Here is a 26,692-nt window from a genome sequence, read left to right on the forward strand (position 1 = left end):
GCTGCGGATGGCTGACAAGATGAACTCGCGCTTTGCTTTGCTCACGCGCTCACGGCGCCGTGTGCTGATGAGCGGATTTGCCGCGGCCCTGGTCGCGATGACGGCGCTGCCGGCGGCCTGCGAGGCCGGCGCGCCGAAAAATGGTGGCGACATCGTCTTCCTCATCGACTCCTTGGGGGGCACCTGGATCCCGAACAACAGCGCGATCTCGAGCTTCCAGGGCCACATCTGGGGCCATGTGACCGACAAGCTCGTCTATGTCGATGCCGACGGCAAGGTCAGCCCCTGGATCGCCGAGCGCTGGGAGCAGAACGAGGACGCGACCTCGTTCATCCTGCATTTGAAGAAAGGCGTGACCTTTTCCGATGGCACGCCGCTCGACGCCGCCGCCGTGGTCGCCAATCTCGACATCTGGTACGCCGGACGCAAGAGCGAGGGCATCAACCCGATCGGCCTGTTTCCGAAGACCTACAAGAGCGCCGAGGCGATCGACGCAAGCACGGTCAAGGTCTCCTTCAAGGCGCCGACGCTGGGCTTCATTCCGACGCTCGGCTATCACGGCTCGATCCTGATCTCGCCGAAGACGCTCGCACAACCGGCGAGCCAGCAGGCCGATCTCGGCAAGACCTCCGGCAGCGGTCCCTACGTGGTCGAGTCCTGGAAGGAAGGCGACTTCGTCAAGCTGGTGAAGCGCAAGGACTACAATTGGGGGCCCGCGGCGGTTGGACACACCGGCCCGGCCTTCCTCGAGTCGATCACCTACAAGATCGTCTCCGAGCCGTCGCTGCGGGTGGCCGCCGTTCAGTCCGGGCAGGCCGACGTCGCCTACAATGCCTCGCCACAGGAGCTGAAATCGCTGAAGCAGGCCGGCTTCACCATCGCGACGCCGCGTTATCTCGGCTTCGTCAATGGCTGGGCGATCAACACCAGGCTGGAGCCCTACAACGACGTGAAGGTGCGCCAGGCGCTGCAGGCGTCGATCAACCGCCAGGAGATCATCGATACCGTCTATACGCCAGAATGGAAACTCGCCACATCGTTCATCCAGAGCAACGTCCCCGGCGCGACCGACCAGAGTGCGCTGCTGGCCTACAATCCTGACAAGGCCCGGAAGCTGCTCGACGAAGCCGGCTGGATCAAGGGCGCCAATGGCGTTCGCAGCAAGGACGGCAAGCCGCTCACCTTGACACTCTACTCCAATCCCTATCTCGCAACCGCCAAGGCGGTCGACGAGCTCATCGCCCAGCAGCTCGGCAAGATCGGCTGGAAGGTCTTCATCCGCGCCTATGACGTCGTGACCTTCGGCGAGAAGGTGCAGTTCGGCGGCCCGGCTGTGCCGGCCTATGAGGTGACGCGCAGCTTCATCGACGCCGGCACGGTCGCCAGCATCCTGACCAATGCCAACAATGGCGAGAACTGGTTCGCGCTCGGCGACAGCGACGGCAAGCTCAACGATCTGCGCGACAGGATCGCCGGCGCCGGCACCACCGAGATCCGCGCTCCGCTGCTCGACGAGCTGCAGCGCTATGTGCTCGAGCAGGGCTATTTCATCCCGCGCACCCAGATCGTCCAGCGCATCTACGTGCAGTCGCCGCGGCTCAAGGGCGAGGTCTACAACGGCATCGCCTATGCCAGCTACTACACGGCGACCAAGGGCGAGTAGCCGTGCGAAACGAACGTTCGAGGAGACGGCCTGGATGAACAACGCCTACGCTGCCTTTGCGGCAAGGCGCCTCGTCCAGGCGCTCGTCGTCATCCTGCTGGCCTATGTCTTCACCTTCGTCGTCGTCAGCATCCTGCCGGGCGATCCGATCACCAACGTGCTGCGCGATCCGCAGAACGGCTTCAGCGAGGATGAGATCCGGCAGATCATCGCCGCCCAGGGCCTGGACCAGCCGGTGCTGGTCCAGCTGTGGACGTCGCTGACGCGCTTCTTGACCGGCGATTTCGGGCTGTCGATGCGCTCGAGCCGGCCGGTTGGCACACTGATCGCCGAGGTTCTTCCCTCGACGCTGATCCTGGCTTCGTCGGGCTTCGCAGTCGCGCTCGTGCTCGCGACCGGCATTGCCTACGGCACCCAGCTGGTCCCCAAGCGATACGGCCAGGGGCTGCTGCGCGGTTTTCCATCGCTGTTCCTGTCGGTGCCCAATTTCGTCATCGGCCTGGTGCTGATCCATTTGTTCGGCTTTCAGCTCGGACTGTTCAGGGTGATCGCGCCCAACAGCTTCTGGGCGACGGTCTTCGCCGCGATCGCGCTCGGCATTCCCGTATCGGCGCAGATCGCCGAGGTGCTGATCGCCAATCTCGACCATGAGCGGGCGCAGGACTACGCCGCCGTCGCCCGCAGCCGCGGCCTCGGGCCATTCCGGCTGTTCGCCAGACACCTGCTCAAGCCGTCGTCGCTGCCGGTCGTCACCATCATCGCGCTCACGCTCGGCGAGCTGCTCGGCGGCTCGCTGATCACCGAGACGGTGTTCGGACGCACCGGCATCGGCAGCCTGGTGCAGCGCTCGGTAAGCACGCAGGATCTGCCGGTCCTGCAGGCGGTGGTCTCGCTCGCCGCGGTCGTGTTCGTGCTGGTGAACCTGCTGGCCGATCTGGTCTACCCCCTGCTCGACCCGCGCGTAAAACTCGTCGGTGCCGCCAGCCGACGTCCGACCACGGCTGACGACGGCGCCTCCCAGGCGGTGACACCATGAGCCTGCTCTCCCCAACCGCCCCCGTCACGACAACGAGCCGGCTCGCCGCCCTCAAGGTACCGCCGACCGTCCAGCTCTCCTTCGTGGTGATTGCGCTCGTGATCGCCTGGTCGGTCGCACCGGGTCTCTTCACCAGCCACAGTCCCATCAACGGTGTTCCTGCCGACAAGCTGCTCGGCCCCAGCGCCGCGCATTGGTTCGGCACCGACCATCTCGGCCGCGACCTCTATGCGCGCGTCGTCCATGGCACGTCCTCGTCGGTGAGTTCGGCCTTGATCGCGGTGGTCATCGCGGCCGTTGCCGGCGGCCTGATCGGCCTGCTCGCCGGCTTCTTCGGCGGCTGGGTCGACATCGTGCTCGCCCGTCTCGTCGACGTGCTGCTGGCGATCCCGCATTTCCTGCTCGCCGTGATCATCGTCACTGCGCTCGGCTTCGACACCACCAATGCGGCGATCGCCACCGGCATCTCGGCGGTGGCAGTGTTCGCCCGGGTGATGCGCGCCGAGGTGATCAAGACCCGGCAGGCTGTGTTCGTCGAGGCCTCGTTCCTGCTCGGCGGCTCGCGTTGGCACATCCTGCTGCGTCACGTGCTGCCGAATGCGTCGCGCTCGGTGCTGCCGCTCGCGGTGCTACAGTTCGGCCTGTCGATCCTGGTGATCGCCAGCCTCGCCTTCCTCGGCTATGGCGACCCGCCGCCCGCCTCCGACTGGGGCCTGCTGATTTCGATCGGCAAGGATTACCTGAAATGGCCGTGGCTGGTGTACGCCCCCGCTTTCGTCACGATCGGGACCGTCCTCTCATTGAACAGGATCAGCCGATGGCTTCGCCAAACAGACTGATCGCCACGCCGCGCCGTGACGACATCGAAGCGCCGTCTCTGCAGCCGGCGACTCCCCTGCTCCGCGTCGATGCCCTGTCGGTGTCCTATGGCCGGCAGCAGGTCGTCTCCGACGTCAGCTTCGCCCTCAGCCGCGGCCAGAGCCTGGCGCTGATCGGCGAATCCGGCTCGGGCAAGTCGACCATCGCACGCGCGGTGCTGCGGCTGCTGCCGAATGGCGGACATGCCACCGGCCGCATCACGTTCGACGGCCGGGATGTGCTCGAACTGTCCGAGCGTCGCTTCCGGCCGCTGCGCGGCCGCGCCATCGGCTTCGTGCCGCAGGATCCCGGCAATGCGCTCAATCCGGTTCGCAGCATCGGGGCGCAGGCGATGGAGGCGGCGGCCCTGCTGGACGAGCCGGATGACAGAGTCCGCAAGCAGCGTATCCTCGAGACGTTCGCCCAGGTCGGGCTCGATCATCCGCAGCGCGTCTGCGACTCCTATCCGCATCAGCTGTCCGGCGGCATGCTGCAGCGTGTGCTGATCGGGCTCGCGGTGCTGCCACGGCCGGCGTTGCTGGTGGCCGACGAGCCGACATCCGCGCTCGACGTCACGATCCAGAAGCGCATCCTCGACCTGCTCACGCGGTTGCAGTCCGAGCTCGACATCAGCCTGCTGCTGATCACCCATGATCTGGCGATCGCGGCCGAGCGCGCCGATGCACTCGTCGTGCTCAAGGACGGCGTCATCCAGGAAGCCGGCCGAACCGCTGCGATCTTCGCCTCGCCGCGCTCGGCCTATGCCCGCGAGCTGCAGGCCGACGTCCCCGCGCTCAACCCTGACCGTTACCGTGCGCTGCGCGATCCGGGCTTCCGCCGCCGCGAGGCTGGTGCCACGGCGAAGATCGAGGTGCGCGCCGTCACCAAGACATTCGCCGTCGACGGCAGGACGTTGACCGCCGTCGACAATGTCTCGTTCGCCGTGCCGGCAGGCACGACGCACGCGCTGGTCGGCGAATCCGGCTCCGGCAAGACCACGACGATCCGGCTGCTGCTCGGACTGGAGACGCCCGACAGCGGGACGATCTCGGTCGCCGGCGAGCAGCTCAGCGGCCGGTCGCCGGCCACGCTGCGCGCGGCGTGGCGGCATTTGCAGCTGATCTATCAGAACCCGTTCACCTCGCTCGATCCGACCTGGACCGTGGAGAAGTTGGTGCGCGAACCGCTGGATCGCTTTGGGATCGGTACGCGCAAGGCGCGCAACGCCCAGGTCCGGCAGTCCCTGGCCGATGTCGGTCTCGGCGAGCATTTGCTCGCGCGCAAACCGGGTGCCCTGTCCGGTGGCCAGCGCCAGCGCGTGGCGATCGCGCGCGCGCTCGTGCTGCGGCCGGATGTGATCGTGCTCGACGAGCCGACCTCCGCGCTGGACGTCACCGTCCAGGCCGACATCGTCGAGGTCCTGCTCTCGCTGCAGGCCAATCTGGGTCTCACTTACGTGTTCGTGTCGCATGATCTGGCGCTGGTGCGCCAGCTCGCCCACACCGTCTCGGTGATGCATCGCGGGCGTATCGTCGAGCATGGCTCCGTCGGCGAGATCTTCGATCATCCGCAGCAGCCCTACACGCGGTCGCTGCTCGCCTCGATCCCTTCCGGCACCACCGGCCGCGTGTCGCCGTCGCGGCCTCGCGCCGTCGTGACGGCGGATGCGCCGGGCTAGACCAACGCTCTCGTCGACACCAAGAGAGTCGTGGACAGCAGGCAATGGCAAGGGCCGACGTCATGACGCCGGCCCTTGCCATCTATTCCGCCGCGACGTTGAGGGGCCCGCGCCAGATCGCCGACGCGTACAGCTCGCCGCCGAAATCTGGATCGACGCTGCCGTTGATGCGCGCCTCGTGCGCCGGCAGGTCGTCGAGGAACAGATCACGGCTGATTCGCGACACCACCCCCGGAATGTCACGCTTGAAGCTCGGGACGTCGCCGACCGGCAGACCATAGCTGACGAAGGCCGCCGGATTGAACACGTGGATGTTCTTCAGATAGGGCGCCCGGCCCGGCTGCTTCTCGAGATATTCGTGACCGGCGCCGAGATACGGATAGGTGCCGAGGCCATCGTCCTGCTCGTCGGACGGCGGCGTGAAGCGATCGCGCCACAGCAGAATGTGGTCGGCAAAGTCCGCCAGCTCCGGCCGGCGATGCGCATCGACGGTATACCCGGTGCCGAGAATGACGAAGTCGAACTTGAAGTCGCCGCGCGGCGTCACGCCGACCACGCGCTCGTCTTCGGTCCTCACATCGGTCCAAGGGGACGACAGATGCAGATGGAAATTGCGATGCTTGACGGCACGAGCGATCGCATCCGGCGGCGGCGTCGAGCCGGCCTGACGGAAGCGGATGGCCTGGTGCCAGCGGATCGCATCCGGGAGCGCGCCGTAATTGTCATAGGCGCCAGGATAGCCGCGGATGCGGATCACCGGCAGCGAAGCGAGCTCATGACGGCGCGCGAACAGATGCACCTCGGCCGCCCCGCTTTCGAGCGCGACCGCCGCCGCGTCGAACGCCGACGCCGCGCTTCCGACCACTGCCACCGACCTGCCCCGCAACGCCGGAAAGTCGATCGCCTGCGACGTATGCGCATAGAGCGAGGGCGGCAGCCTGTGCGCAATCACCTCCGGCACGTAAGGTCCACCAGCGCCGAGAAAGCCGTTCGCGAGGACGACCTTGCGCGTGGTCTCCGTCCGCGTCTTGCCGTCGCGCTCGATATGCAGCTTGAGATGATCGGCCGCCGGCTCGATGCGCAGCAGCCGCGTGCCATATTGGACCTTGATGTTGAGCACCGAACGGTACCAGTCGAGATAAGCCGCCCAGTCGACCCGCGCGATGCGGTCGATCTCGGCATAGGCGGCCTCGCCATGGCGAGCCTCATACCAGGCCTGGAAGCTCAGACCCGGCAGCCCGAGCTCCGGCCCCGGCAGAGTCTTCGGCGTGCGCAGCCTCTTCATGCGTGCCGTCGTCAGCCAGATGCCGCTGTTGGCTGCATCCTTCGCCGCGTCGATCACCGCCACCTTGCCGATACCTGAGCGACGCAACGCGAACGCAAACGTGCTGCCGGAATGTCCGCCGCCGACCACGACGACGTTATGATCGACGCCGTTGCGATCAGGCACCCAGTTCTGCGGATCGGGGCCGATCAGCCGTAGCGTGTCGCGCGCGGGACCATCGAGATTGGGTTGGGACATCTATCGTCTCCGGAGCTGGTATCAGTGGACGTAGGGAAAGCCGTAGCGTTCTGCGAGATAGCTGAGGATTCGGCCGGGATCGTCGATGAAGCGGCGGCCATTCGCCACTTGCACGTCGGCCGGGACCGGCTTGTCATCGGCAAAGATCAGCACCGGAAGGGACTGATGCGGCTCGCCGAGCAGCGCCACGACTGCCTCACGCGGCCGATCGAACGGCAGACGATAAACCTCGATCTGCGTCGCAAGGCCCGGGAACGACCCGAGCAGCCCCTCGATCGCATTGCAGTGCGGGCAGACGAAGAAGCGTCCAGGACGCGCGACGTCGCGAAATCCCGGCGCGAGAAGGAAAAGCCGATCGCCGCTCATGCTGGAGTATCACCAAAGGATCGACGCATTGGTCTCATCCTAGAAGCGATCGGCATGCGGTCAATGAAACAGAACATGCTTTGTTTGCGCGTTGATGCAACGATCGACTGATGAGGATGGCGATCGTGAAACGATCCATATGCCGCGTTAGCAATTCGCGTTTCTCAGTGTGAGCTCGCCGATCGCGGCTAGCCTTCGCATCCGTCGACGCGGGCAATTCGCCTTCCAGACGAAGTGCCATCAACGACGCATTCGTGCTCGCATCGCGGGCAAGAAGGCAAATCCATTTCATCGACAGCATCAGCAGCACACAGCTAGAGTTTCGAATATTGCGCAGCCGGCTCACGCCACGTTCCTGCGCCGCAGCGTCTCAACGGATATCGCCATGCCAGACCCTATCGCCGTCATCAGCCTTCAACAGGACACGCCGGAGCTCGCCCGCGCCTATGAGCAGCTCGGCGTCATCCAGTTCAACCATGGCAAGCTGCTGCTCGAACCGCTGGCGCTGAGATCCGGCGAGCGGGTGCTCGACGTCGGCACCGGAACCGGCCGGCTTGCCGAATTCGCTGCCCATCTGGTCGGCCCCAAAGGCCACGTCGTCGGCATCGATCCGCTGGAGAGCCGCATTGCCATCGCCCGGCTACGCCAGTCGACTAACCTCGTGTTCGACACCGGCCGTGCCGAGGATCTGTCCCGCTTCGCGGCCGGCGAATTCGACGTCATCTATTTCAACAGCGTGCTGCACTGGATCGCCGACAAGCGCACAGTGCTGGCCGAGGCTCAACGGGTGCTGCGGCCGGGCGGCCGCATCGGGCTCACCATTCAGGACCCGACGGCGCCGCACCAATCCCGACTCCTGCTGCGGCGCGCGGTGGCCGAGTCCGGGCTCGACGCTGGGCGACTGACCGCTCATGGCGTTCACGCCGCGACCGACGACGAGCTGCGTGCATTGTTCGATCAGACGGGATTCGTCGATTATCGCAGCGAGCTGCGGACCCTGGTGGAGACGCATGGCAGCGCCGACGAGCTGCTCGGCTGGTCCGAGAGCAGCGCCTTCGGCAACTTCCTGGACGGCTTTTCCTATGCCGAAGGCAAGCGGATTCGCGCGGCCTTCGCCGAACTGGTCGAGGCGCATCGCACCCCCGAAGGCCTGAAGCTCGCCCGCTACCTGCGCTACGCTTTCGCGCGCAAGCCGGATTAGTTCGACTGCGTCACGGCAAACGTCAAGCGGCGGCCCGCGCGCGTCACGGGCCGCCGCTCGCATGTTGACACCCGATGTCAGGCAGCCCGATGGACTGGCTTCGGCGCCTTGACACGAGTCACGCTCTTGCGGCCGTCGACGCCGACCGGAATGTCGCCGTCGATGGTCGCGCGCCGCACGATGCGGCGCTGATCTCCGTAGTCGTTGACGGCGATGTGCTGGGTCGCGCGGTTGTCCCAGATCGCGATGTCGCCCTGCTTCCAGCGCCAGCGCACGGTGTTCTCCGGCGCGGTGATGTAGGACTGGAACAGGTCGAACAGCTTCTGACCGTCGGCCTTACGGATGCCGACAAAGCGCTGGACGAAATTGCCGAGCAGCAGCGTGCGCTCGCCGGTCTCCGGATGCACGCGAACGACAGGATGCTCGGTCTCGTAGATCGTGCCGGTGAACACCTCCTCGAAATGCTTGCGGTCGGCCTCGGTCGCCCGGCTCCGCGTCGCTGCATAGTCGTAGGCATTGCTGTGAACTGCCCACAGCTCATCGGCCAGCCGCTGCAGCGGCGCCGGGAGATCCTGATAGGCGGCGGCCGTATTCGACCAGATCGTATCGCCGCCGAACTCCGGGATCACGACGCCCCGCAACACGGCCGCCTTGGGATAGGCATCGACGAAGGTCACATCGGTATGCCAGGAGTCGGCGCGGCCACCACCACGACCGGAATCGAGCTCCAGGATGGAGGCCGTCCCCTTGATCGCGCCGACGGTCGGATGCGGGACGAGATCACCGAGCCGTTTAGCAAAGCGCTCCTGCTCGGCATCGTCGAGATGATCCTGGCCACGGAAGAAGATTACGCGATGCTGCAGCAGGAGATCGTTGATCTCCTTGACGAGTGCATCAGGCAGGTCTCCAGACAATCTCACATTGCGGATCTCGGCGCCGATCCGGGCCGACAGCCTGGAGACGTCGGAGGCCTGGATCGACCGCCCTGCGGTCGGACTGGATTGCGGAACTGAATGGACGCTGGCCATGGCAGGCTCCCGGTGCGTTTCTGGTGTGGGACGTCGTTGTATCTGACATCGCAGATGTCTGGATCAGCGACGCTCATCGAAGGCTATACGCAAGCCGGCAGAATTGGCTTTCAAACTTGTCAATTCCGAAGAAAGAGACCATCGCCTCGCAATAGCTCCGTGAGAACAACGCAGGCGCAGTTCAGCTTGTCGCGGTCTGTGCTCACATCTCAGGCCTGACGCCAACGCACCAGCCGATGCTCGATCCAGCTGGCGCTGCGGTCCACAGCGAATCCGACCAGGCCGACCACGACGATCCCCAACATCACCAAGGCCATCTCGAAACGCTCGCGCCCCGAAATGATCAGGCCGCCGATGCCCGGCCCCGCGGCCATGAAGTACTCGGCGCCGATGGTCGCCAGCCACGCATAGATCAGTCCGAGATGCAGTCCCGTCAGCACCGAGGGCGTCGCCGCCGGCAGATAGAGCGACCACACCAGCTGAGGCCCGCTGAACCGGAAGACCTCGCCGACTTCCCTGAGCTTGGTCGAGGTGGAGCGCACGCCCTCGACCGTGTTGAGGATGACGGGGATGGATGCGGCGAGCGCGATGAACACGATCTTGGCCGCCTCGTCGAAGCCGAACCACAGCGATATCAGAGGAATCCAGGCCAGCAGCGCGATTTGCTTGAGGCCGTTGAACCACGTCGTGAAGATGCGATCGGCAATGCTGGAGAGACCGAGCAGCAGGCCGACGAGGATGCCGACGCCGGCACCGAGCGCGAAGCCGAGCAGATCGCGCTTCAGGCTGGCCGCCAGCGCGTGAGGCAATTCGCCGTTCGCGACCTCCTGCCAGGCAACGCCGGCGACTTTTTCCAGCGGCGGCAGGAATTGCGGATTGACCAGACCCGAATGACTGCCGATCTCCCAGGCGACGAGCAGCAGCAGCGGCAGCACAAGCCCGCGCCGCAAGGCAGTCGTGGCTGACGGCGTCGCGATATTCTCAGACGCCATCCGTGCGCCACCGTTGCAGCCGCGCCTCGACCGCCGCCAGCAGCTTGTCGCTGGCGAAGCCGATGATGCCGATCACGATCATCGCGACAAGCACCGTGTCGAGCCAGAACATCTGCCGGCCCCAGACCAGGAGATAGCCGAGCCCCTCGGACGAGGCGAGCAGCTCGACGCTGACCAGCGCGATCCAGGCATGGGTCAGTCCGTAGCGCAGGCCGGTGAAGATCGGCGGCACTGCACCGGGCAGCACGACATGGCGCAGCATCTGCAGCGGCGAGAAGCGGAACGTCTCGCCGACCTCGACCAGCGCGCGCGGCACGTTGGCGATCCCGGCACTGGTATTCATCGCGACCGGCACGAACGCTGCCTTGGCGATGACCACGATCTTCAAAGTCTCGCCGATGCCGAGCAACAGCATCGCCAGCGGGATCCAGGCCAGCGCGGGCACCTGTGCGATCGCCGTGAACAGCGGGCGGACATGATCGTCGACCCGCCGCGACAGGCCCATCGCAGCGCCGAGCGCGAGGCCCGCGCCGGCGCCGACCGCAAAGCCGAGCAGCACCCGCAGCAGGCTGATGCCGGCATGCTGCGCCAGTTCGCCGCTCGCGAGCATCTCGTTGAGCGTATGCAACACGTCGGCCGGCCGCGGCAGGATCTGTTCGGCCAGCCAGCCGCGCTCGCTGCCGATGATCCAGATCGGCAGCGTGACGGCCGGGACGATCAGGAGCCAAGCTGTCGCCTTCGCGCGCGTGATCAGCGCCAACAACATCATGGTGCCAGACCATTCGCGCCAGCCCCGCGCGGCGAACGCACGCCTCGTACTCAGAGCCGTCTCGATAACCGCATCGCTCATGCGTCCCTCCGGCTGCCGGGACTCAGCTGCGGATCGGCCGCGCTGTCATGTTCGAGCGTGCGCAGCACCTCGTTGCGGAGCCGGACCAGGTCGTCGTCGCTGCGTGCGCGCGGCCGGGCCGCCGGAACATCGAAGATGCGCGAGATGCGCCCGGGCCGCGGCGCCAGCACGACGACACGGTCGCCGAGAAACACCGCCTCGTCGACGTCGTGGGTGACCAGGATCATGGTGATTTTCTCATGCGCCCAGATCCGCTGCAGCTCGGTCTGCAGCCGGGCACGCGTCAGCGCATCGAGCGCACCGAACGGCTCGTCGAGCAGCAGCAGCCGCGGCCGGTTGACCAGCCCGCGCGCGATCGCCGCACGCTGCGCCATGCCGCCCGACAACTGATGCGGATAGGCCTCGGCAAAGCCGTCGAGGCCGACCAGCGCGATATGTGCCGCGACCGCCGCGCGCTTGTCGGCCTCGCTGATCGGCGCGTTCTTCAGGCCGAGCGCGATGTTCTGGCGGACCGTGGCCCAGGGAAACAGCCGCGGCTCCTGGAACACGATGCCGCGCTCCAGGCTCGTACTGGTGACGGCTTCGCCGTCCTGCACGATGCAGCCCTTGTAATCGCGATCGAGCCCGGCGATCAGGCGCAGCAAGGTGGACTTGCCGCAGCCGCTGGGGCCCAGGAGCGCGACGAACTCGCCGGGCCTCACCGTCAGCGAGACATCGTTGAGTGCTGCGATCGGCGCGCCATTGACGGTGAACGCCTTGGAGACGCCACGCACCTCCAGCCGGCCGCGGGCGGCCGCCTGATCTGCGTTCGGCGTCTCGGCACGAATGGCCCGTTCAGCCGCGCGGCTCATTGGCCTGCCGCCACCGGCTTGCCGTCCGCGCCGAATTCGGTCCAGTATCCGACCAGCCCCTGCTCCTTCAGCGCCTTGTCGAGGAAGGAACGGTCGAACCAGCCGTCGATCTCGACGTTGCGGCGGAGCAGGCCGAACTCCTTGGCCTGCCGCGCCTGGACGCGATAGCTCTCGATGATCGAGGCGTCGATGATCGGCGTGTTGCGGTATTTCAGCTCCTGGTCCTTGAAGTCGAACCGATAGCCCGCCGCCGGGAAGCCGGAGCGCGCCGAGATCTCGAAGAACGCCTCGCGATTGGCTTCGTCCGACGACCAGCGCGCCGCGCGCACGATCGCCGAGACGATCTTCTGCGTCACGTCGGGATGGGTGGTGATGAAGCTCTCCTGCCCGATCAAGGTCGAGTGCCGCTCGTAGGCTGGATTATCGCCCTTGGTCGTGTAGATGATGTCGGCGATGTTCTTCTCCACCAGGCTTGCCAGCGGGAAGTTCCCGAAGGCCGCGTCGATGTCGCGCGACGTCAGCGCGGCATTGGTCGTCGCCGTATCCATGTTGATGACCTGGACGTCCTTCTCCTGCAGGCCATAGCCCGCCAGCACCTTCACCGCCGCGAGATGGTTGTTGGTGCCGCGGAAGATCGAGACCTTGCGCCCCTTGAGGTCGGCGACCTTGCGGATCGGGGAGTCCTTCGGCACGGCAAGGTAGATCGGCGCGTGCGCGCCCGAGGCCAGCAGGATCTTCGTCTTCAGCCCGTTGGCGCGGCCGATGATCTGCGGCAGGTCGCCCTGCAGAGCGAAATCGAGCTGGTTATTGGCGAAGGCCTCGTTCACGGCGGGGCCCGCGCCCTTGAAGAACGACCATTCGATCTTGACGTCCGGCAGGTCGCGCAGCTCCTGCTCGACATAGCGCTCGGCATGGGCGATCGCAGCCGACGAGCCGCCGGAGAACTGCCGGTTGTCGGCCCCGACCGAGGCGAAGCCGATCCGCACCGTCAGCGGCTCGGCTGCGGCCTCTGCCAGGCTGAGCAGACCGAGGGCCAGCGCTGCTGCCAGCCCGATCGAGAATTGCTTGCGCGTCGACATCATGTCTCTCATTCCTCTTCCGGTCGCTGCGCCTCGGGAGCCGGCGGAGCTCGCTCCCGAGACGCAGCCGCCGATCCTGTTCAGGACGCCTTGGTGTCGAAGCCGGCCGGAATGAACGCCGGCAGCTTCTCCTCGATGAACTGCTTGACCTCCGGCGACTTGAAGACCTCGATAAAGGCCTTCAGCTTCGGATTGTCCTTCTTGTCGGCGCGCGCGGTGAAGCGCAGCACCAGGCCATCGTCGATCGTCCGGTCGATGATAAGTGCGGATTTCGGATCGCCGCCGGCCGGGATCAGATAGGTGATGTTGACCAAAGCGAGCGTGACGTCGTCGAGCGAGCGGTAGGTCTGCGCGGGATCGAGCTCGACGATCTTCAGATTCTTCGGGTTCTCGATGATGTCGAATTTCGAGACCGAGAACCCCTTGCCCGGCGTCAGCTTGATCAGGCCGGCCCGCTCCAGCAGGATCAGCCCGCGCGCGCCATTGAGCGGCTCATTGGGGATGGCGACAGACGCGCCCTCCTTGACCTCGTCGAGCGCCTTGATCTTCTTCGAGAACAGCCCGACCGGCGCGATCACGCCGACCTTGTCGACCTGCACGAAATTATAGCCGCGCTGCTTGTTCTGCAGGGCGAGATAGGTGGCGTGCTGGAACAGATTGGCATCGACGTCACCCGAATTGACAACCTCGTTGATCGCGACCCAATCGGACAGCTCGACGACCTTGACGTCCTGGCCCTTTTCCTTGGCGAGCTTGGCGGCGAAGCCGACGAGCTGCCCGATCGGGCCGGCGCTGGTCGAGATCTTGAGCGGCTCATCAGCGCGACCTGCCACTGAAAGTCCGGATACGAGGCCCAAGGCGAGCGCCACGCGCAACAACATCTTCATCAATATCACATCCTCATGGTCGCGGGCGGCATCGACCGCCGGGCTAACAATGATGTGCAGGGACCGCGTGCCTGTCGAGCACCTGCGAGAAAAAACGATGCGCGTCCTTTGTTGCGCGGTTGCGTGGCCGGTTTCTTCCCTGATCGCTGCATCGAAGGACTTATTTGTTGTTCGGTTTCACGTTCCCCCGCCTGCATCGCACGACATATTCTGCTCATCAGCCGATCAGACGCGTTACTGCGGGGCTTATGCCGAGGCTTCTGCCCGCCGGTTAAACCATGTCGTTTCGGCACATGACGGCAGAAGGATTGCTATTAGGCCGGCTTGAAATCGAAACAACGTGCTCCACGTGAGCTGCTATCGTCGGTGCAGACAGGCAGCGCCATATCGTAGGACTCGCGTTGAGCCGCACGTCTAGCCGCACACTGGAAATCGCCTATGACCAAGCCGCGTGAGCTCCGGATCAACGCCTTCAACATGATGGCGCCGAGCCACAATTGGGGCGGACTGTGGTCGCATCCGCGCGACCGTTCGGTCGACTACAACACGCTGGACTATTGGGTCGACTATGCCAGGACGGCCGAGCGTGGCCTGCTCGACGGCATCTTCCTCGCCGACGTCTTCGGCGTCTATGACGTGTACGGTAACAGCCCCGACACCGCGCTGGCGCAGGCGATCCAGCTACCGAACGCCGAGCCGACGCTGCTGGTGTCGGCGATGGCGCTCGTCACCCGGCATCTCGGCTTCGGCATCACCGCGAACCTGACCTACGAGCACCCCTACCAGTTCGCGCGGCGCTTCTCGACGCTCGATCATCTCAGCGGCGGCCGGATCGGCTGGAACATCGTGACCGGCTATCTCGACAGCGGCGCGCGTGGCATGGGCCTGCCGAACAACCGCGCCCATGACGACCGCTACGATGCGGCGGATGAGTTCCTCGCCGCTGTCTACAAGCTCTGGGAGGGCAGCTGGCAGCCCGGCGCGGTGCGCCGCGACCGCGCCGCGGGCCTGTTCACCGATTCATCGAAAGTGCACCGGGTCCGGCATGACGCCGCGCATTTCAAGGTCGACGGCATCCATCTCGCCGAGCCCTCGCCGCAGCGCACGCCCCTGCTCTACCAGGCCGGCACGTCGACGCGCGGCCGCGCGTTCGCCGCCCGGCATGCCGAGGCGATCTTCCTGAACGGCCAGACGCGGCCGGTGCTGGCGCGCGCCGTGCGCGAGATCCGGGAGGCGGCAAAGGACGCCGGCCGCGATCCCTATGACATCCGCCTGTTTGCAGGCGCCACCGTCATCGTGGCGCCGACGCGGGCCGAGGCGCATGACCTGCTCGCCGACTACGCAGCCTATGTCGACCAGGCCGGACAGCTCGCGCTGCTCTCGGGCTGGGCCGGCATCGATTTCTCGACCTACAATCCGGACGATCCCATCCGCTATGTCGAGAGCAATGCCATCCAGTCGATGGTCGAGAACTTTACCGTGCGCAGCGAGCGTCCGGTCCGCATCGGCGACCTCGCCGCCCTGAGCCGGGCCGGCGCGCGCTCGCCCTTCGTCGTCGGCTCACCGCAGGACGTCGCCGACGAGCTGATCGCCTGGGCCGACGAGACCGACGTCGACGGCTTCAACCTGTTCCGCCTGGTGGCGCCGGAATCCCTCGAAGCCTTCGTCGATCTGGTGGTGCCGGAACTGCAGTCGCGCGGCGTGTACAAGACGGCCTATCGCGACAGCACCTTGCGAGAAAAGCTATTCCCCGGCCGCGGCCCCCTGCTGCACACGACGCATCCCGGCGCCGGCTATCGCGATCCTGCAACCTTGCAGTCCAGTCACCACGCAAGAGACGCGGCCGAGTGACATACGTAAGGGTTCGAGGGCAAACGGCTCCGCGCGAGCGAACATGGACATTTTAGAGGGCAGACGGCACCATATTGCTGCCCTCCAACGCTGCCCTCCCACATCGAACCAGATCGGCTAGGCCGCCTCGACCGCCGGAACAGGCAACGCCGTCACTGATTTGATCTTCTCCATTGCGAACCTTGACGTCACGTTCTTCAAGGCTACGGCACCGATCAGCTTCTTGTAGAACAGATCATAGCTCTGCATGTCGGCCACGACCACGCGCAGCATGTAGTCGACGTCGCCTGCCATGCGGTAGAATTCCATGACTTCCGGCATTGCGCTGACCACCTCGGCAAACGTCTTCAGCCATGCGTCCGAATGATCGCCGCTTTCGACAGACACGAACACCGACAATCCGAGACCGATCTTGTTCTGATCGACCAGCGCGACCTTGCCTTTGATGATGCCATCGGCCTCCAGGCGCTGAATCCGCTTCCAGCAAGGCGTCGAGGACAGGCCGACACGCTCGCCGATTTCGGCGACCGACAGCGCCGCATTCTCCTGCAGCACCGTCAGGATCTTGCGATCGATGGTGTCGATACGCCTTGACGCATTCGACGAGGACACAGCAACATCCGCCATTCGGGAAACTTTCTTCTAATAACTTGACCACAAGAACTCTGCATAGAAGCATATTCTATTCAAGCTGATATTTGGCGCGTAAAAGTGCGAGATTGTGAAATATCTCTTCTCGAAATGGCACCCCGCCGCAACGGTCATTCTTTCTCGCGCCATGGCGGACGACCGCTGCCGGCAGAGAGCGCAAGGCAAGGGACGAGGAGGAGCAATACAGCCTCTGGATCGCGTCAGACGAGGATCGCGCGCAGCGACGTCCGGCGCTTTACCGACCCAACATGGCCAGTACCGGCCGGCAGGGTCGACATCGGCTCGTGACCGCAGCGAGAGCAGCGCGCCCCCATAGACGAGCTGCCCCCGATGCGAGGTCGTCACCCCGCCGAAGGCAGCGCCGGCTCACCGAGCGTCAGCATCAGCCGATTGGCCCAGTTGAAGAACGCCGCCGCGTGAATCGCGTCGGAAATGGCGAGGTCGTCGAGACCCGCTGCGCGGAGCGCGGCGATCTCGTCCTGGCCAAACGCAACCGGGGTCTCAGTCAGCGCGACCGAGGCCGCGACGATCGCCTTCCAGCGCGCGTCGAGCTCGACGGTCACGCCTTCCGCCAACAAGCGTTCGATATCCTCGCCGCGCTTGGAATAGGTGGCGGAGAAGCGCGCATGGACCGAGGCGCAGTAGATGCAGCCATTGAAGCGCGACACCGCAGCCGCAGCCAGCTCGCGCTCGGCGCGGGGCAATCCGGCATCGCTGTTGTAGAAGATGTCCTTGTCGGTCAGCGTGCGCGCCTTGAGGATCGCAGGATCGCTCGCCAGCAGCCGGAAATAGGCCGATTTGGCACGGGCGCGATCGATCAGCGCGTCCTGCTGCTCGGCGCTGAGGCTCTCTTCCGCCGGCGGCTGCAGCCAGGGCAGCCAGTCGAGCTGCGCCTGGGTGAAAACCTCCGGCGCAACGTGGCCGGAATGCGTGACGACGGTGTCAGACATGGGCAGCTTCCTCGGAGCGCGGCTCGGCCGCAGTGGCGTTCAGGGCGATCAGGCCGGCGACGACACGCGACTGGAAGGAGACGAAGGCGATGATCTGCGACAGCGTGACAATCGACGGCGTGGTCCAGCCGGCGTCGAGCAGCGCCTGCAGATCGGCCGGAGCGGCATCGCGCGGATGCAGGACCAGGAGATGCGCATGACGGAACGCCGCGGCGAGACGCGTGCCGAGCGCCTCGCGCGCCGCTGCATCGGGCTCGTAGACGGGACCGGCGACGGTTTCATGCGACAGCGGACCGTCGGGATAGCGGCCATAAGGCCCCTTGGTCCGGCCCTGCGCAAGCTCACGGCCCACCGCCTCGCCCGTCGCAGCGCCGAGGCGAGCGGTCTCCGCGAGATAGAACGACGCCGTTGCTGGCTCGCCCGTCAATCCTGCAACGAAGGCGGCGACCGCCAAGCGTTCAATCCGAGAGACTTCACCCGGCGTCGCCGGCGCAAACAGCGCATCGAAGCTCGCCTGCGCATTGTCGCGCGCCTGCCCCCGGCGTCGCCGGATCAGATCAAGCGAGGACCCCGGAACAATGCCGACGAGCTGGTCGATGACGTCGATCTTGATGGACATGGCGGACTCCGATCAGCCGACGCTCGCGAGCAACGGCTTCGCGGGCGTATGCCGGTTGACCCAGCCCAGCGCCGGCGCGACATGCGCCGCGGTGAGCTCGATCGAACGCAAAATGTGAGGATGCGGCGGATCGACGGAATGGACCTGGAACACGAGGTCGGTCGCGCGCGCCAGCACGCTGTCGGCACGCAGCGTCTCGATGACATCGTCCGGCGTGCCAACATGCACATCGAGCGCCTTGATGACGTCCTGCAACGAGCCGCTGCCGATGCGATGCCCCTGCTTGGCGAAGCGATGCGCGACGCGGGCGAGCCCGATCTCGGCGAGCCGCAGGGCCTCGGCGCGATCATCCGCCACGAACAGGCTGCGCGAGGCCATGATGCGCGGCGCGCGCCCTGCGGGCAACGCCTCGAGATAGGCATCGATGATCGGATTCTGGATCTCGTCGAGGCGCAGCTGCGGCTGCTCGGCCGGCCTCGGCTGCGTCCGCGACAGCATCAGCCCGTCACCGGCGCGGCCCGCCTGAACCCCGCCATAAACGGAGAAGCTCGCCAGCCACACCCGCTCGATGAGATGCGGCGCGGCCGGGTAGAGCCGGTTCTCGTCATGCCCGAGCGGTTCGCCGGCCCAGGCGTCCAACAAAATCTTATGACGCGCCTGATACGCCTCGTGGCGCTGCTCGGCGGAGAGGCCGAAGGCCTCGAACGAGGCCGGCGTAGACCCTGCACCGAGGCCGACTTCCAGACGGCCGTCGGAGAGCAGATCGGTGACGATCGCGTCCTCGGCGACGCGGACCGCATCCTCCATCGGAAGGGTGATGACACCGGTGCCCAGACGAATGCGCGAGGTGCGTGCCGCGACATAGGCAAGAAACGGAAACGGCGATGGCAGCCCGCCCTCCTGCTCGTGGAAATGATGCTGCGCGACCCAGGCGCTGTCGAAGCCGTGACGTTCGGCGTGCACGATCTGCTCGGCTGCGAGGCGGTAGCGCTCGGCCGCGGTGGTCTGGTCCAGCAGGCGCGAGAAGAAGCCGAGACGTTTGGTAGGTTGTGTCATGACGATTGAGTCCAGTCTGCAGTTTCATTCGGCCGCAATCGCGACGCGTCGCGGCAGATTGCGGCCGGGCACGGCGGCGATGAGGTCGATCGTATACGGATCGCGCGGATGATGGAAAACGGATTCGACCGCACCGCTCTCGACGATCCGGCCGTTCTTGAACACCGAGACGGTGTCCGCGATCTGCCTGACGACAGCGAGGTCGTGCGAGACGAACAGATAGGTCAGCGACAGCTCACGCTGCAGCTCGTCGAGCAGCTTCAGGATCTGCGCCTGCACGGTCACGTCGAGCGCCGACACGGCCTCGTCGAGCACCAGGATCGGCGGATCGAGAATCAAGGCGCGGGCAATGGCGACACGCTGGCGCTGTCCGCCGGACAGGGCCGCCGGACGCCGGTCGAGGACGGCGCGTGGCAGCTTGACGCGGTCGAGCATCGCCTCGACCTTTCGTTGCCGTTCGAGGCGGAGGACCGGCGCGTAGTTCAGCAGCGGCTCGGCAATGATGTCGCGGATGTCCTGCCGCGGGTCGAGCGAGCCGAACGGGTTCTGGTAGACGAGCTGAATCGACCGCCGGAACTGGCGCAGCCGCTCGCCGCGCAGCGAGGACAGCTCGGTGCCCGCGACGATCACCTGTCCGGAGGTAGGGCGCTGATAACCGACGATGGCGCGCACCGTGGTTGTCTTGCCCGAGCCGGACTCGCCGACAATGGCATGCGTCGTTCCCTTGGCGACCCTGAACGAGACGTCGTCGACCGCACGGAACCGCGTCCGGCTCCAAGCGGTCCCGAATTCCACGGTCAGGTTGCGGACCAGGACGGCGTCGGCCGCGGCTGCCGACGGCGCAGGCCGCAGCACGGCTTCCGCCAGCACCGGCACGTCGGCGAGGAGCTGGCGGGTGTAGACGTTCTGCGGCGCAGCGATCAGCTGCCGCGTCTCGCCCTGCTCCTGGATGCGGCCATGCCTGAGCACGACGATACGGTCGGCGCGGTCGGCGGCAATGCCGAGATCATGGGTGATCAGCAGCACCGCGGTGCCGATCTCGCGCCTGAGATCATCGATCAGATCGAGGATGCGGCGCTGGACGGTGACGTCGAGCGCCGAGGTCGGCTCGTCAGCGATGATCAGCTCGGGCTTGAGCGCGATGGCGATGGCGATGAGGACGCGCTGGCGCATGCCGCCCGACAGCTCGTGCGGATACTGCCCGGCGCGCAGCTCAGGATCGGATAGCCCGACCCGGGTGATCAGCTCGATGACGCGCCGCCTGATCTCGGCGCGGTCGCGCTGGCCATGGATGCGGAAGATCTCGCCGATCTGGGCACCGATCGTCCGCGTCGGATTGAGCGACTGGCCGGGATCCTGCGGTACCAGGCTGATGCGCGCGCCGCGCAGCGAATTCAGCCTCGTGTCGTTCCAGTCCGAGATCGTGATGCCGTTGAGGCGGATGGCGCCGGCCTCAATCCGGCCGTTGCGCGGCAGCAGGCCGATGACGGATTGCGCGATCGTGGTCTTGCCGGAGCCGGATTCGCCGACCAGCGCCACGAACTCGCCGGGGCGCACCTCGAACGACACGTCATGCACGACCTGCTGGCGGCTTTCCCCGCTCGCATAGGAGATGGCGAGATTGTCGACGGCCAGCAGGGAGGGAACGTTGGGTGCAGCCGTCACAGCGTCCTCCGCACGAGCGATTGACCGATGCGGTTGGCCGCGAGCACCACCGCGACCACAACGAGGCCGGGAAACACGGTGAGCCACCAGGCGGTCGAGATGTAGTTGCGGCCTTCGGAAATCAACAGTCCCCATTCCGGCGTCGGCGGCGGCGCGCCGTAGCCGAGGAAGCCGAGCGTGGAGATCGCGAGCACCGCATGCCCGAACTGCAGCGCAGCCAGGGCCAGCACCGCCGTCAGCGAGTTCGGCAGCACGTGGCGCCAGAGCACGGCGAAGAACCGCCCACCGCTGCCGAACGCCGCCTCGACATAGTCCATGCGCCGGACGCGCACGACTTCGGACCGCGCCAGCCGCGCAAAGCTCGCGATCGAGGCAACGCCGACCGCGATGGCCGCGTTCACGGTGCCGAAGCCGAGAATGATGATGATCGAGAGCGACAGCAGCAGCGCGGGCACGGCGAGCATCACATCGATCACGCGCATGATGGCATCGTCCAGCCGCCGCTCGACCGAGCCCGCGATCAGGCCGATCAGCGTGCCCATGGCCAGGCCGACGGCGACGGAGATCAGCGCGCCGCTCAGCGTGTGGACCGCGCCATGGACGACACGCGCATAGAGATCGCGCCCAAGCTCATCGGTGCCGAACCAGTGCAGCGCGCCCGGGGGAAGCCGCCGCTGCCGCGGAACGCCATCGACCGGGCTGTAGCTGGTGAAGAGCCAGGGCAGCGTTGCCCAGGCCACCGCGATCGCGACCGTCGCCCACGCCAGCACAAGTCCCGGCCGCAGCCGGCGCAATCTGGCGCGCCAACGCTCCGACGAGACAGATGGCTGATCCGCTGTCGCGAAGCCTTCCGGAGACTGCACGATGCTCATGATGCGCCCCCGAATGCCTTGCGCAGCCGCGGATCGAGGATCGGCATCACCAGGTCGACACTGAGATTGACCAGCACGAAGCCGAGCGCTGCGATCAGCACGATGGCCTGCAGAATGGCGGCGTCCTGCAGGTTGACGGCCTGCTCGGTCAGCCGGCCGAGACCGTTGAGGCCGAACACCGTCTCGGTGACGACGGCGCCGGCGAGCAGCTCGCCGAACAGCACGCCGCCGATGGTCAGAGTGGGCGGCACGGCATTGCGGAACACATGGCGCCACAGCACCCAGCGCCGCGACGCGCCCTTGGCGCGGGCGACCGCCACGAAGCCCTGGGTTTCGACCTCGTCGATCGAACGCACCAGCACCTGGGCGAGCGGCGCCGAGATCGGAACGGCCAGCGCCAGCACCGGGAGCACCAACCCTTCCCACGGCCCTGCGCCGATCACCGGAATAAGCTTGAGCTGGAACGAGAAGACCTGGATCAGCACGATGCCGAGCCAGAACACCGGCAGCGAGATGAACAGCGACGGCAGGCCGCGCAGCAGCGACCGCAGGAACGCGAATGGCGTCAGCGTGGCGAGGAACGCGATCACGAGCGCCAGGCTTGCCGCGGTCACGAAGCCGAGGACGGTCAAGCGCAGGGTCGACGGCAGGTTGGCGGCGATCGCATCGATCACCGGCACGCCGCGTTGGATCGAATTGCCGAGCTGGCCGCTCAGCACGCGGCCGAGCGAAAACAGATATTGCTGATGCAGCGGCACGTCGGCGCCGTAAGCGAGCCGGATGTCGGCAATCTGCTGCTTCGAGAGTCCGAGATCCGGGTTCTCGAACTTGATCAGGATCTCGTCGCCCGGCAACGCCTGCAGCAGGATGAAGCTGACCGTGAACGCGGCCCAGAGCACGAACACCGCCTGCAGCAGCCGCGTGAGGATGTAGCGCGCCATCGCGTGCCCCTATCCCGATCAGCGTTTGGCGAGCCAGGTGTTGTAGAACGACGGCCGCCCGACCGCCTCGAAGCCGAGCCCCTGGACATAGGGCGCCGCCGCGAACGCCTGCGGCTCCTCGAAGATCGGGATGACATAGGCCTGGTCGAGCAGATAGGTCTGCACCTGCACCACGTAGTCGAGCCGCTTCTCCTCATTCACCTCGGCTGCGATGGCTTCGAGCAGCTCATTGAGCTTCGCGTCGACGAATTCGTTGACCTTGCCGCGGCCCGGCTTCTGCCGCAGCATGTCGCGGTTCTCCCAGTGATACTGGCTCTTGATGACGTCGGGATCGGCGCGCCCGACCATGGCCGGCGACACCGGCGTCTTGAGCGGATCGAGATCGTCGGTGGCGCGACTGCCGGAATCGCCGGCGAGCACCGTGAGCTTCACGCCGACCCGCGCCCATTGCTGGGCGATCAGCTGCAAGGTCGCGCGGTTCTGCGGCTGCGGCAGCGATTCATAGGCCGTCAGAGCGAGCTCCTGCGCACCGCGCTGGCGCACGCCGTTGCGGCCAGGCTTCCAACCGGCCTCGTCGAGCAGCGCCTGCGCCTTGGCCGGATCGAAGGTCAGCTTGTCCGAGAGGTTGACATAGCCCTGCGCCGTCGAGGCGATGACCGAGGTCGCCTGCGGATAGTGCTCCGAGAACAGCGACTCCACGATCTCCTTGGCGTTGGTCGCATGCAGCAGCGCGCGGCGCACGCGGATGTCGGCGACCAGCGGATTGTCGGGGCGGAACACGACGCTGTTGTTCACGCCGCGCGTCGACGGCGCGTAGATCCGATAGCCAGCCTTCTCGACTTGGGCTTCGTCATAAGCCTGCACTTGGCGGATGACGTCGGCCTGGCCGGCGAGCAGCGCGCCGATGCGGACGCTGTCCTCGCCGGTCACGATATAGCGGATCTCGTCAAGATAGGGTCGGCCCTGATTGGCCGAGCTGGCCGGCGCCCAGGCGTAGTCCTTGCGCGCGGCCAGCACCAACTCGCGACCGAGTTGCTCGCTTGCCACCACGAACGGGCCGCTGCCGATGATCTTCGTGGCGTCGCCGAGCTCATCGAAACGACGATCCAGCGTCGCCGGCGATACGATCCCGGAGCCAATCACTGAGGTCCCCTGCAGGAAGCCCGGTGACGGTTTGCTGAAGCGGAACCGCACGGTGAGCGGATCGACGACCTCGCTTCCGGCATAGTTGTTGATCACCTCGGAGACCGGATGACGCAGCTCCTTGCTGCCCTTGCCGTAGACGTCGAAATTCTTGGCCACGGCCGCCGCATCGAGCGGGGTGCCGTCGGAGAACGTCACGCCCTTACGCAGCTTGAAGACATACTCCGTCCGGTCGGCGTTGAAGCTCCAGCTCTCGGCGAGCCACGGCTCGATCTTCAGCGTCTTCGGATTCTGGTAGGTCAGCTTGTCCGTGATCTGATTGAGCACGCCGCCGTTCGGATAGAAACCGCCGGCCGGCGGATAGAGATTGGTGTGAGCCTGTTGCTCGAGATAGACCAACCGTCCGCCGGTGACGGGCGCGGTCCCCTGCGCCTGCACGGCTCCCACGCCGCTGCCAAGCGCCACGCTCGTGGCCAGCGACGCAGTGCCGGCGAGAAAGGCACGCCGGGACGGAGCCGGGGTTCGCAAACCATCCGACATGATCAATCTCCTGAAGTGGTGAGCCGCATCGTTCCGGGCTGCGCCGGCCGGCTTCTCACAAAGAATTTTCCTGCACCTTATGCGAGGATTCGCAGACTTTGCTGGCAATTTGGCAAGCTGAGATGGAATGAAGCTATCGTCGATGAGGATCGAAGGAGAATGTTTCTCACTTCGACCTTTCCAGACGATCTCAGGCACGCAGCATGCGTCGAGGCGCACGCCGCGAGCATCGCGCCGACCATCACACCACGGCCGGCCCCTACCCCGCTGTGCCGATCCGGTACTGGCCGGGGGGCGGCGTGCCGTTGACGGCGAAGTCGCCGACGATGCGGTCGCGATAGACCCGCGGATTGTGCGAGATGATGGTCCGGGCATTGCGCCAGTAGCGGTCGAGCGCGAGCGGCTTCGCGGCCGAGGAGGCGCCGAGCGCATCGAACAGGATGGTGGTCGCCTGCAGGATCAGATCCGAGACCACGGTGACCGATTGATCGAGCTCGATCTCCGCAATCGCGATCGCCGCGACTGCGTGCTCCTCGTCACCGCCGAGATACGCCTCATGGGCGCGCTGCAGCGCCTCGGCGACCTTGAGCACGATCAGGCCGGCCGCATAGGCATTGCCGCGGACACGCCCCACGATCTGCAGGATCTGCGGATCGGCCGCCACGGTCGACGCATTGCCATGGCTGAATACGCGCTTGCGCTCGCGGACCAGACGGGCGACGTCCCCGGCCGCGGCGCGGCCGATGCCGGCCAAGGTCGCGAGATGGACCAGCTGATAGAACGGATTCGAATACTTGAAGCGTTCGCTGACCGGAACGATCTGGTCCGGCTCGACCGGCGCATCGGTGAAGATTGCGGTGCCGCTCGCGGTGGTCGCCTGGCCAAAGCCGTTCCAGTCATCCAGCACCTCGACGCCGCCGCCATGGCGCGAGACCACGACGCCGACGGGCTCACCATTCTCGAGCTGTGCCGCGACATTGATCCAGTCGGCGAACAGGGTGCCGGTCGTATAGTATTTGCGGCCGTTGAGGACGTCACGTCCATCCTTCTTCGAGACCACGGTCGAGAACGCGCTGACGCTGGCGTCGCCGATCTCGGTGTGACCGTTGCCGAAGAACGTCTTCTCGGCCAGGCGCCCGAGCCACAGCGCGCGGCGCTGCGGATTGCGCGCGTTCAGGACATCCTCAGTGAAGCCGAAATGCGCGCGCACCGCATTGGTAACGTTGGAGTCGCCCTCGGACAGCTCGATCAGCAGGTTGAACAGCTCCGGCAAAGTCGCGCCGCCGCCGCCAAACTCCACGGGCACACGCACGGCGGTGAAGCCGGCAGCGCGCAGCGCCTTGATCTCGTCGTACGGCAGCTTCCGCTCGAGATCCCGCTCCACCGCGCTCGCGCGGATCTTTTGGAACAGCGGCCTGAACGGCTCGGCCAGCTGCTCGTAGCGGGCGCTGGGGCCACTGCCCCAGCCGAGTTCGATCTGCGTCATGTCCATTCTCCTCAAGATCGATCATCGTCACGATCCACGTCGATCATGCCGCGCGCGGCCGCCGGCTCAAAATGCCGCGATCTGTCCGGGCAGCCGGTCCTTGATCAGCTGGCGGATCGCGTCGTTCTGAAAGGCACGGACCAGGGTCGGTACCCAGGGCGCATCCTTGTCGCGCTCGCGCACCGCGATGAAGTTGCTGTAGGGATTGTCGACCGGCGATTCGATCGCAATCGAATCTTTGCCCGGGATAAGGCCCGCGGGAACCGCATAGTTGGTATTGACCACGGCGGCATCGAGATCGCCGAGACTGCGCGGCAGCTGCGCCGCGTCGATCTCGCGGAATTGCAGCTTGCGCGGATTGTCGACCACGTCGAGCACCGTAGGCAGCAGGCCGACGCCGTCCTTCACCTTGATCAACTTCTGGGCCTGCAACAGCAGTAGCGCACGACCGCCGTTCGAGGGATCGTTCGGAATACCGATCGACGCGCCCGGCTTGATCTCCTCGACCGACTTTACCTTCTTTGAGTAGAGGCCGATCGGCGCGATGATCGTGGTGCCGACCGGCACGATCTTGTAGCCCCGCGTCTTGATCTGGTTGTCGAGAAACGGTCGATGCTGGAACGCATTGGCGTCGAGATCGCCGGCATCGAGCGCCGCATTCGGCAGCAGATAGTCGTTGAAGACGACGACCGAGACGTCGAGCCCGTCCTTGGCCGCGATCTCCTTCACCTTCGCCCAAAGAATCTCGGCATCGCCGCCGGAAATTCCGACCTTGATCTTTTGATCAGCCAGCGCCGGCGCAGCAAACAGAGCCAGTCCTGCGAAGATCGACAACAGGAAACGCTTCATCGGGCAATATCTCCAATTCGTCATGTTCTAGTGGTGACGCGCACTCGGCGCGGAGTCT

25 protein-coding genes are annotated in these 26,692 nt (G+C 65.8%); 6 read left to right on the top strand and 19 right to left on the bottom strand.

Features of this window, described 5'->3' with window-relative positions; genetic code table 11:
• Window positions 1-19 precede the first annotated feature (19 nt).
• The 4 genes from BBTA_RS22650 to BBTA_RS22665 are packed head-to-tail and all read left to right on the top strand — an operon-like array spanning window position 20 to window position 5,235.
• Complete coding sequence (locus BBTA_RS22650; RefSeq protein WP_041751556.1) at window positions 20-1,663, top strand: ABC transporter substrate-binding protein; 1,644 nt, start codon at window positions 20-22, stop codon at window positions 1,661-1,663.
• 34 nt (window positions 1,664-1,697) lie between these two features.
• Window positions 1,698-2,699, top strand: a complete 1,002-nt coding sequence (locus BBTA_RS22655; protein WP_012044840.1) for an ABC transporter permease — start codon at window positions 1,698-1,700, stop codon at window positions 2,697-2,699.
• Window positions 2,696-3,538: an ABC transporter permease gene (locus BBTA_RS22660; protein WP_012044841.1), complete on the top strand. Its 843-nt coding sequence runs from the start codon at window positions 2,696-2,698 to the stop codon at window positions 3,536-3,538. Before BBTA_RS22655 ends, BBTA_RS22660 begins: the two co-directional genes overlap by 4 nt.
• On the top strand, window positions 3,517-5,235 hold the full coding sequence (locus BBTA_RS22665; RefSeq protein ID WP_012044842.1) for an ABC transporter ATP-binding protein: 1,719 nt from the start codon (window positions 3,517-3,519) through the stop codon (window positions 5,233-5,235). Before BBTA_RS22660 ends, BBTA_RS22665 begins: the two co-directional genes overlap by 22 nt.
• A gap of 82 nt (window positions 5,236-5,317) precedes the next feature.
• Here the strand turns inward: BBTA_RS22665 and BBTA_RS22670 are convergent, their stop codons facing one another.
• Genes BBTA_RS22670 through BBTA_RS40195 form a run of 3 tightly spaced genes read right to left on the bottom strand, consistent with a single transcriptional unit; the run spans window position 5,318 to window position 7,469 of the window.
• The gene (locus BBTA_RS22670) at window positions 5,318-6,757 is read right to left on the bottom strand and encodes an FAD-dependent oxidoreductase (protein WP_012044843.1); all 1,440 of its coding nucleotides are present in this window, start codon (window positions 6,755-6,757) and stop codon (window positions 5,318-5,320) included.
• Window positions 6,758-6,778: 21 nt separating this feature from the next.
• Window positions 6,779-7,123, bottom strand: coding sequence for a DUF3088 domain-containing protein (locus BBTA_RS22675; RefSeq protein WP_012044844.1), 345 nt, complete (start codon window positions 7,121-7,123; stop codon window positions 6,779-6,781).
• A gap of 34 nt (window positions 7,124-7,157) precedes the next feature.
• Window positions 7,158-7,469: a hypothetical protein gene (locus BBTA_RS40195; RefSeq protein ID WP_148221485.1), complete on the bottom strand. Its 312-nt coding sequence runs from the start codon at window positions 7,467-7,469 to the stop codon at window positions 7,158-7,160.
• Window positions 7,470-7,508: 39 nt separating this feature from the next.
• Between BBTA_RS40195 and BBTA_RS22680 the strand changes: the two genes are divergently transcribed.
• Window positions 7,509-8,324, top strand: a complete 816-nt coding sequence (locus BBTA_RS22680; protein WP_012044845.1) for a class I SAM-dependent methyltransferase — start codon at window positions 7,509-7,511, stop codon at window positions 8,322-8,324.
• Window positions 8,325-8,401: 77 nt separating this feature from the next.
• On the opposite strand, the gene BBTA_RS22685 is transcribed toward BBTA_RS22680, so the two are convergent.
• The 6 genes from BBTA_RS22685 to BBTA_RS22710 all read right to left on the bottom strand — a co-directional run bounded on the left by BBTA_RS22685 (window position 8,402) and on the right by BBTA_RS22710 (window position 14,011).
• The gene (locus BBTA_RS22685) at window positions 8,402-9,352 is read right to left on the bottom strand and encodes a TauD/TfdA family dioxygenase (protein WP_012044846.1); all 951 of its coding nucleotides are present in this window, start codon (window positions 9,350-9,352) and stop codon (window positions 8,402-8,404) included.
• A 209-nt stretch (window positions 9,353-9,561) separates the two neighbouring features.
• Window positions 9,562-10,344 (bottom strand): ABC transporter permease, encoded by a 783-nt coding sequence (locus BBTA_RS22690; RefSeq protein ID WP_012044847.1) that lies wholly within the window; start codon window positions 10,342-10,344, stop codon window positions 9,562-9,564.
• On the bottom strand, window positions 10,334-11,194 hold the full coding sequence (locus tag BBTA_RS22695) for an ABC transporter permease (protein WP_012044848.1): 861 nt from the start codon (window positions 11,192-11,194) through the stop codon (window positions 10,334-10,336). The genes BBTA_RS22690 and BBTA_RS22695 overlap by 11 nt, the downstream gene beginning before the upstream one ends.
• On the bottom strand, window positions 11,191-12,045 hold the full coding sequence (locus tag BBTA_RS22700) for an ABC transporter ATP-binding protein (protein ID WP_012044849.1): 855 nt from the start codon (window positions 12,043-12,045) through the stop codon (window positions 11,191-11,193). Before BBTA_RS22700 ends, BBTA_RS22695 begins: the two co-directional genes overlap by 4 nt.
• Complete coding sequence (locus BBTA_RS22705; RefSeq protein WP_012044850.1) at window positions 12,042-13,136, bottom strand: ABC transporter substrate-binding protein; 1,095 nt, start codon at window positions 13,134-13,136, stop codon at window positions 12,042-12,044. The genes BBTA_RS22700 and BBTA_RS22705 overlap by 4 nt, the downstream gene beginning before the upstream one ends.
• 68 nt (window positions 13,137-13,204) lie before the next feature.
• Complete coding sequence (locus BBTA_RS22710) at window positions 13,205-14,011, bottom strand: MetQ/NlpA family ABC transporter substrate-binding protein (RefSeq protein ID WP_012044851.1); 807 nt, start codon at window positions 14,009-14,011, stop codon at window positions 13,205-13,207.
• A 438-nt stretch (window positions 14,012-14,449) separates the two neighbouring features.
• On the opposite strand from BBTA_RS22710, the gene BBTA_RS22715 reads away from it, so the two are divergent.
• Entirely contained in the window at window positions 14,450-15,862 is a 1,413-nt protein-coding gene (locus tag BBTA_RS22715) for an LLM class flavin-dependent oxidoreductase (protein WP_012044852.1), read from the top strand.
• A 117-nt stretch (window positions 15,863-15,979) separates the two neighbouring features.
• Here BBTA_RS22715 and BBTA_RS22720 read toward each other — a convergent pair whose 3' ends face one another.
• The 10 genes from BBTA_RS22720 to BBTA_RS22765 form a co-directional block, all read right to left on the bottom strand.
• A complete protein-coding gene (locus BBTA_RS22720; protein WP_012044853.1) occupies window positions 15,980-16,489 on the bottom strand; it encodes an Lrp/AsnC family transcriptional regulator in 510 nt (169 codons plus the stop codon).
• A 365-nt stretch (window positions 16,490-16,854) separates the two neighbouring features.
• The gene (locus tag BBTA_RS22725) at window positions 16,855-17,463 is read right to left on the bottom strand and encodes an alkylhydroperoxidase domain protein (RefSeq protein WP_012044854.1); all 609 of its coding nucleotides are present in this window, start codon (window positions 17,461-17,463) and stop codon (window positions 16,855-16,857) included.
• Window positions 17,456-18,082: a CMD domain protein gene (locus BBTA_RS22730; RefSeq protein ID WP_012044855.1), complete on the bottom strand. Its 627-nt coding sequence runs from the start codon at window positions 18,080-18,082 to the stop codon at window positions 17,456-17,458. Before BBTA_RS22730 ends, BBTA_RS22725 begins: the two co-directional genes overlap by 8 nt.
• Before the next feature lie 12 nt (window positions 18,083-18,094).
• Window positions 18,095-19,138, bottom strand: coding sequence for a putative FMN-dependent luciferase-like monooxygenase (locus BBTA_RS22735; RefSeq protein WP_012044856.1), 1,044 nt, complete (start codon window positions 19,136-19,138; stop codon window positions 18,095-18,097).
• 24 nt (window positions 19,139-19,162) lie between these two features.
• Entirely contained in the window at window positions 19,163-20,803 is a 1,641-nt protein-coding gene (locus BBTA_RS22740) for an ABC transporter ATP-binding protein (RefSeq protein ID WP_012044857.1), read from the bottom strand.
• A complete protein-coding gene (locus tag BBTA_RS22745) occupies window positions 20,800-21,675 on the bottom strand; it encodes an ABC transporter permease (RefSeq protein ID WP_012044858.1) in 876 nt (291 codons plus the stop codon). The genes BBTA_RS22740 and BBTA_RS22745 overlap by 4 nt, the downstream gene beginning before the upstream one ends.
• Complete coding sequence (locus BBTA_RS22750; RefSeq protein ID WP_012044859.1) at window positions 21,672-22,616, bottom strand: ABC transporter permease; 945 nt, start codon at window positions 22,614-22,616, stop codon at window positions 21,672-21,674. The genes BBTA_RS22745 and BBTA_RS22750 overlap by 4 nt, the downstream gene beginning before the upstream one ends.
• Before the next feature lie 18 nt (window positions 22,617-22,634).
• Entirely contained in the window at window positions 22,635-24,299 is a 1,665-nt protein-coding gene (locus BBTA_RS22755; RefSeq protein ID WP_012044860.1) for a TIGR04028 family ABC transporter substrate-binding protein, read from the bottom strand.
• Between the two features lie 259 nt (window positions 24,300-24,558).
• The gene (locus tag BBTA_RS22760) at window positions 24,559-25,785 is read right to left on the bottom strand and encodes an acyl-CoA dehydrogenase family protein (RefSeq protein ID WP_012044861.1); all 1,227 of its coding nucleotides are present in this window, start codon (window positions 25,783-25,785) and stop codon (window positions 24,559-24,561) included.
• 66 nt (window positions 25,786-25,851) lie between these two features.
• Window positions 25,852-26,634, bottom strand: a complete 783-nt coding sequence (locus tag BBTA_RS22765; RefSeq protein WP_012044862.1) for a MetQ/NlpA family ABC transporter substrate-binding protein — start codon at window positions 26,632-26,634, stop codon at window positions 25,852-25,854.
• Window positions 26,635-26,692 lie beyond the last annotated feature (58 nt).

This window comes from Bradyrhizobium sp. BTAi1 (assembly GCF_000015165.1).
GTDB lineage: Bacteria > Pseudomonadota > Alphaproteobacteria > Rhizobiales > Xanthobacteraceae > Bradyrhizobium > Bradyrhizobium denitrificans.